We start from the raw sequence: 6,765 nt of genomic DNA, 5'->3' as shown, positions 1-6,765 counted from the left end.
TCTAATAAACCCATCCCCGCAAACCCCGAATTGGTGTTGCCTGTCAGGAGTTAATTACTGGTGCATTCCGATCCGCACTCGCCGGCGTCTCCCGTTCCGTGGCATCCCGCGCCCTCAACAACGCTCCGCATGTCAGCCGCGCCAAACGGGAGGCGGTCGAACGGGTCGTCCGGCAGCTCGGTTACGTGCCCAACCCCCGCGCACGCGCCCTGGCCACGCGGCAGACGGGGGCGGCCGCCCTGGTCGTCTCCGGCGAGGATCCGTCGATCTTCGCGGACCCGTTCTTCGCCCAGGTGATCGTGGGGGCGTCGGCCGCTCTGTAGGAGGCCGACCTGCACCTCATGCTCTGCCTGGCCGCTTCCGACCGGGGGCGCAAGCGGGTGCAGGAGCTGTTCAGGTCCAGGGGCGCCGACGGCGTGATGCTGATGGCGCTGCGCGAGGACGATCCGCTGGCCCGGATGGCCCAGGAGGCGGAGATCCCCGTCGTGTTCGGCGGACGCCCGGTCGGTCCGGCTCCGCGATGGTACGTGGACGTCGACAACGTCGGGGGAGCGCGCGAGGCCACCGAGCACCTGCTCTCCCACGGCCGGACTCGTGTCGCCGCGATCTGCGGACGTCTGGACACCGAGGCCGGTCGCGCCCGGTACCGCGGATACCGCGACGCGGTGCTGGCGGCCGGTCTCGAACCGTTCCCGCCGCTGGAGGGGGACTTCACCGAGCCCAGCGGCGCCGCCGTCATGACCACGCTGCTGCAGAGCCACCCCGATGTCGACGGGGTGTTCGCCGCCAACGACAACATGGCGGCGGGGGCGCTGCGCAGCCTGCGCGGGGCCGGCCGGCTGGTCCCCGCCGACGTCGCCGTGGCGGGTTTCGACGACCTGGAGATCGCCAGAATCGCCGACCCGCCGCTCACCACCGTCCACCAGCCCATCACGGCACTCGGCCGCGAGACGGCCCGCATGCTGGTCGCACTGCTCGACGGCCAGGACCCCACCCCGCTGATCCTGCCCACCGCACTGGTCACCCGGGCCAGCGCCTGACGGACCGGCCGGGCCCGCACCCGGTGTCGTCTTCGGCGACCCCCGCCCAGGCGAGCCGCCGCGCCACAGGGCTGGTTCGGCCAGTCCGGCCCTGCTGTCTCGGCGAACGGACTCCGCCCGGTCGGCGTTCGACGCCTGGCGTGCATACCGGGACCGTGTCCTGGACCGGCGCGGGCCCTGAGGTCCGGGCCGGTGTTCGGAGCAGCCGAGTGAGACGGCGGCCGTCTCGGCGCTCCGGACCCGGACGGCGCTCCGGACCGGGACGGCGGCTCGCCGCCCGGCCCGGCCGGTGCTCCTTCGTCTGCGGCACGGCGGTACGGCGGCACTGGCCGCGGCGTACACCGCGGTCCAGGCCCGTATGCCCGCCGTCGAGCAGACCCTGCGTTAGAAGGTCAGGTTCCAGGCGTCGATCTTGCCCGTGTCGGAGGCGGCGTTGTCGTTGACGCGCAGCTTCCAGGTGCCGTTCGCGACCTCCGAGGAGGCGTTCACGGTGTAGGTCTGGGCGATGTTGTCGGCGCTGCCGCCGGTGTGGTTGTGCAGCGTGTAGACGGTGCCGTCCGGCGCCACCAGGTCGACCTTCAGGTCACCGATGTAGGTGTGCTTGATGTCCACACCCACCTTGAGGGTGGCCGGGGCGTTGCCGGTCACGCCGGTGACGGCGATCGGGCTCTCCACGGTCGCGTTGTCGTTGACGGCGAAGTCCGCGAGGTTCTCGAAGTACTTGCCGGGCGGCGGGGTCGTCCCGACGGCCTTGAGGGCGTCCACCTGGCCCTCGCCGAAGAACGAGTTGACGGCCGTCGTGCCCGTGCAGCGGCTGTCCGAGGGACAGGCGATGTCGTTGGCCTGGGCGGCCAGCTTGGCGCGGATCTGCGCCGGGGTGATGCCCGGGTTGGCGCTGGCGATGAGGGCTGCGACGCCGACCACGTGCGGGGTGGCCATCGAGGTGCCGCTCTTGCTGCCGTAGCCGCCGCCGGGGACGGTGGAGTACACGTTGCTGCCCGGCGCCGCGACGTCGATGACGCCCTGCCCGAAGTTGGAGAACGAGGCCTTGGTGACGCCCGTGCCGTTGGCCGCGACCGTGACCACGCCCGGCAGTTCGGTCGGGATGTCGAGGCAGGCGTTGGTGATGGTGCGGGTGACCGGCGTCGAGTCGTTCGGGCTCGCGGAGTCGGTCGTCTTGTGGGCGAGGTCGTAGTTCTCGTTGCCCGCGGCGGCGATCTGCAGGGAGCCCTTGCCCTCGGCGTACTCCTGGGCGCGTTTGACGCCCTCGATGATGGCGGCCTGGTCGATGTTGTCCGGGCAGTTGAACTGCCACGGGTCCGTGTAGTAGCTGTTGTTGGTGACCTGGAAGCCGTGGTCACCGGCCCAGACGAAGCCGCAGATCGTGTTCTCGGCGAAGAAGAAGGCGTTGCCCGGCTCGGCGACCCTGACCGCGGCGATCTTCACCCCGGGCGCCACGCCGACGACGCCCTTGCCGTTCTTGGCCGCCGCGACGGTGCCCGCCACGTGCGTGCCGTGGGTGTCGACGTCCCGCCAGGCGCCGGCGCGGGTGTCGGGCTTGCCGTAGGCGCAGGAGACCGAGTCGGCCGCGTCGAAGTTGGGCGCCAGGTCCTGGTGCTGGTCGTCCACGCCGGTGTCCAGGATGCCGACCTTGACGGAGGCGGAGCCCGGGTTCACGGCCCAGGCCTGGTCGGCCTTGATCTGGCTCATGTCAGCGCGGACCGGCTCTCCGGCCGGGGTCGAGGCCTGGGCCGGGTTGGCCGGGAGCGCCGGGTTGTAGGCGTCGGCCGGGACGTCCGAAGTACGCGTGGCGCCGACCTGCTGCACGCCGGCGACGCCGCGCAGGGCGGTGGCGAATCCGCTGGACGCCGAGTGGGCGACGATCACGCCGATCGCGTCGAAGTTCGAGAAGACGGTGCCGCCGTTGGCCTCGATCGCGGAGCGGACCGCCGCATTGTCACCGGGGGCGGTGATCACGAGGTAGGCACGCGTGCCGGCCACCCAGGCCGCACTCCGGGCGGCCGGCGCGGCGGCCGGAGCGTGGGCCTTGGCGGCCGGCGCGGTGGAGGGGACGACGGGAAGCGTGCCCGCGAGGGCGCCGGGGGCGCCGAACGCGAGGGCGGCGCCGAGCGTGGCCGCCAGCACCAGCGTGCGTCTAGGTCGGCTGGATGTGTGGGGTATCAATGCGTCCTCCGGAGACGGCCCGGCCGTGCTGAGAGCACCGGCCGGGCCGCACGAAACGAATGGTGGATGCAAGATGTCAGGTGCATGCTCCTCTGCGGAAGTACCTTTCCGTGCAGGGACGCCATAGAGGCATGGCTGAAAAGAGACGTACTCCGGGTGTCGAGGGTCGGGATGCGGCAGGAGTTCGGCACGTCCGTCCACCGGCAACTCATGGAGCGGGCCGGGCCACCCGGGGGACGAAGGGCCGGTGCCGAGCTGACGTGATGTGCGTCGTGACGTAGAGCCCGTGCGCAGAGCGGGGCGTCGTGACGCGGAGCGCCCGCATGCCGATCGGGGCGCCGTTCCGCGGCGCAGCATCGAGGCCCGTTCCAGCGCCTTGTGGGCCTGACGGGTTGGGAACCGGGGAATCGCGGTCCTACTCTCTGCATCATGTACCCGGCAATCGCGGCCACGCCCCGACCGGCGCAGGCGTTCTCGACGGCACACCTGCCGCCGGAGGAGCGGCTGCGGGCCTGGGAAGAGCACAACGCCGACGCCCTGATCGCCCTGATGTGCCGTACCCCGCGCGGTCAGGACTTCCGGGCGCGGGAGGACAACGTCGACCTCGGGCGGGTGCATCTGGCGCGTGTCCGTGCCACGGCGCACGTGGTCGAGCGCCCTGCCGACCTCATCGAACGGCGGCCCACGGGCTCCGTCGCGATCTACGCCGCCCTGCGCGGAGAGGCGCTGTTCCAGCAGGCCGGTCGGCGGCAGGTCGTCCGTCCCGGCGACCTCCTGGTCTGCGACGCGGACGGCAGCTTCGTGCGCGGGTTCGGCCAGGGGCTCGACGAACTGGCGGTGCGCGTGGAGCGCAGCGCGCTGCCGGACGACGTGCGCGTCGGGGAACCGCTCATCGTCCGGCGCGACGAGAGCAATCCGTACGGCCGTGCGCTCGCCCGGCTCGTCGGTCGCGCCGTCGGCGTCGAGGGAGCGACCCGGGCGGACGAGCAGGCCGTCGTCGACCTCGCGTCCGTGCTGGTGAGCGACGGGGCCACGCGCCCGTCCGTCGTCCACCGTGCGCTCGCCTGCGCCCTCGTCGAGGACCGGCTGAACGATCCGCGTCTGTCGGCCCCCGAGGTCGCCGACGCGGTCGGCATCAGCGTCCGTCAGCTCACCCGCGTCTTCGCCGACGCGGGCACGACGTTCCCGCGTTACGTGCTCGGCCGACGCCTCGAAGTCGCCTACGGCCTGCTGACCGGACCGGACGGAGCCGAGACGCGCACGGCGGCGGTGGCGACCAGGTGCGGATTCCGCTCGATCGCCCACTTCTCGCAGACCTTCCACGCCCGTTTCGGCGTCACCGCGGGCGCGTTGCGCCGCACGGGCGCGCAGCGGGACTGAACGGCGGGCGAAGGCAGGCGAGGGCAGGAGCAAGGACGCGCAAGGAGGCGGCACTGCCGTGAGGCGCCCCCGAAAGCAGCCGTGTCATACGGATTTCGGCCGTCCTGCGGCCCGTCCCGCCCGATGCGGTCGCGGCCGGAGGCACGCTGCCTTCACAGCACCGCGAGAAGAAGGCGAGACGCCCCATGCCCGAGTTCAACGACGGTCAGGCAGAGACCGGCCTCCCGGCATCGTCACACGTCGAGACCGATGTCCTGATCGTCGGCTCCGGACCGGCCGGCGCCTCGGCGGCGCTGTTCCTGTCGACCCTGGGAATCGACAACATCGTGATCACCAAGTACCGGTGGACCGCGAACACGCCCCGGGCGCACATCACCAACCAGCGGGCGATGGAGATCTTCCGGGACATGGGCATCGAGGACCAGGTGCTGGCCGACGCCACCGGCCACGACCTCGTCGGCGACACCGTGTTCTGCACCTCCATCGCGGGCGAGGAGATCGGCCGTATCCGCACCTGGGGCACCCGGCCCGACCGGGAGGCGGACTACCGCCTGGCCTCGCCCTGCCTCACCGTCGACATCCCGCAGACCCATCTCGAACCGATCCTCGTCAAGAACGCCACCGTCCGGGGCACCCAGACCCGCTTCTCCACGGAGTACCTCTCGCACACGCAGGACGACACGGGCGTCACCGTCCGGGTCCGTGACCGCCTCACCGGCCAGGAGTACGACATCCGGGCGAAGTACCTCATCGGCGCCGACGGGGCCCGCTCCCGGGTCGCCGAGGACATCGGCCTGCCCTTCGAGGGCGCGATGGACATCGCCGGTTCGATGAACATCACCTTCAAGGCCGACATCGCCTCCTACATCGGCCACCGGCCCTCGGTCCTGTACTGGGTGATCCAGCCGGGCGCCGACGTCGGCGGGATCGGCGCCGGCCTGGTCCGGATGGTCCGCCCGTGGAACGAGTGGCTCATCGTGTGGGGCTACGACATCGACTCCGAGCCCCCCGTGGTGGACGAGGCCGAGGCGATCCGCATCGTGCGGCAGCTGCTGGGGATCCCGGACCTCCAGGTCGAGATCACCGGCACCAGCCTCTGGGGCAACAACGAGATGTACGCAACCCACCTGCACAGGGGCCGCGTCTTCTGCGCGGGGGACGCCGTCCACCGTCACCCGCCGAGCAACGGCCTGGGCTCGAACACCAGCGTCCAGGACTCCTACAACCTGGCCTGGAAGCTCGCGGCCGTGCTGCGCGGGCAGGCCGACCCGTCGCTCCTCGAGACGTACTCGGTGGAGCGGGCGCCCGTCGCGCAACGGATCGTCACCCGGGCCAACAAGTCCAGCCGCGAGTTCGCCGACATCTTCCAGGCCCTCGGCGTCCTCGGCGCCCGGGACGAGGACGAGATGCGGGCACTGATCGAGGAGCGCAAGGCCAACACGCCCGAAGGAGCGGCCAGGCGCGCCGCCCTCGTGACGGCGATGGAGACCAAGAACTACGAGTTCAACGCGCACGGCGTCGAACTCGGCCAGTTCTACGAGTCCGCCGCCGTCGTCTCCGACGGCACCCGTCCCGCCCCGAGCGGGGACGAGGACCTTTACCACGTCATGTCCACCAGCCCTGGCGCACACCTCCCGCACGCCTGGGTCGGCGACAACGTCACCAGGCTCGCCCTGATGGACCTGGCGCCGTACACCCGCTGGACCCTGATCACGGGCATCGCCGGTGAGGACTGGGCCGGCGCCGCCGAGAAGGTCGGGCAGGCCCTCGGCGTCCCCCTCGACACCGTGGTGATCGGCCCCGGCCGCGAGGTGACGGACCTCTACTACGACTGGGCCAAGCTGCGCGAGGTCGAGGAGTCCGGTGCGATCCTGGTGCGCCCCGACAAACACGTCGCCTGGCGCTCGATGAGCCTCGCCGACGACCCCGAGGCGGCCCTGCGCGGCGCCCTCGCCCAGCTCCTCGGAAAGGCGTGACCATGCGATTCGTGCACGAGACGCTGCCGCAGCGGGTCGTCTTCGCCCCCGGCGAGGCGGCGGCCGCGGCGGCCGCCGAGGTGGCCGCGCTGAAGGCGACGAAGGTGATGCTCATCGCCGCACGGGCCGAGGCCCCCCTCGCCGACCGCGTCGGCGCGGACCTGCCGGTGGCGGTGCGCCACGAC

At 71.8% G+C, this 6,765-nt stretch carries 3 protein-coding genes and 2 pseudogenes; 4 read left to right on the top strand and 1 reads right to left on the bottom strand.

Annotation, left to right across the window (positions count from 1 at the left end; translation table 11 throughout):
• The first annotated feature begins 29 nt into the window (after positions 1-29).
• Positions 30-1,040: pseudogene (locus ABT300_RS39775) on the top strand (LacI family DNA-binding transcriptional regulator).
• Between the two features lie 384 nt (positions 1,041-1,424).
• Here ABT300_RS39775 and ABT300_RS39770 read toward each other — a convergent pair.
• Positions 1,425-3,185, bottom strand: coding sequence for a S8 family peptidase (locus ABT300_RS39770; RefSeq protein WP_351686781.1), 1,761 nt, complete (start codon positions 3,183-3,185; stop codon positions 1,425-1,427).
• A 468-nt stretch (positions 3,186-3,653) separates the two neighbouring features.
• Here ABT300_RS39770 and ABT300_RS39765 point away from each other — a divergent pair, with 468 nt between their 5' ends.
• The 3 genes and pseudogenes from ABT300_RS39765 to ABT300_RS39755 form a co-directional block, all read left to right on the top strand.
• Positions 3,654-4,604, top strand: coding sequence for an AraC-like ligand-binding domain-containing protein (locus ABT300_RS39765; protein WP_351686779.1), 951 nt, complete (start codon positions 3,654-3,656; stop codon positions 4,602-4,604).
• Positions 4,605-4,789: 185 nt separating this feature from the next.
• Positions 4,790-6,580, top strand: coding sequence for an FAD-dependent oxidoreductase (locus ABT300_RS39760; RefSeq protein WP_351686777.1), 1,791 nt, complete (start codon positions 4,790-4,792; stop codon positions 6,578-6,580).
• A gap of 2 nt (positions 6,581-6,582) precedes the next feature.
• Positions 6,583-6,765, top strand: a pseudogene (locus ABT300_RS39755) (maleylacetate reductase); the annotation flags it as partial.

The organism is Streptomyces sp. NPDC001027 (assembly GCF_040299045.1).
Classification (GTDB): domain Bacteria; phylum Actinomycetota; class Actinomycetes; order Streptomycetales; family Streptomycetaceae; genus Streptomyces.
The sequence above is the reverse complement of the archived record's forward strand: the minus strand, read 5'-3'. Positions and strand labels throughout refer to the sequence as shown.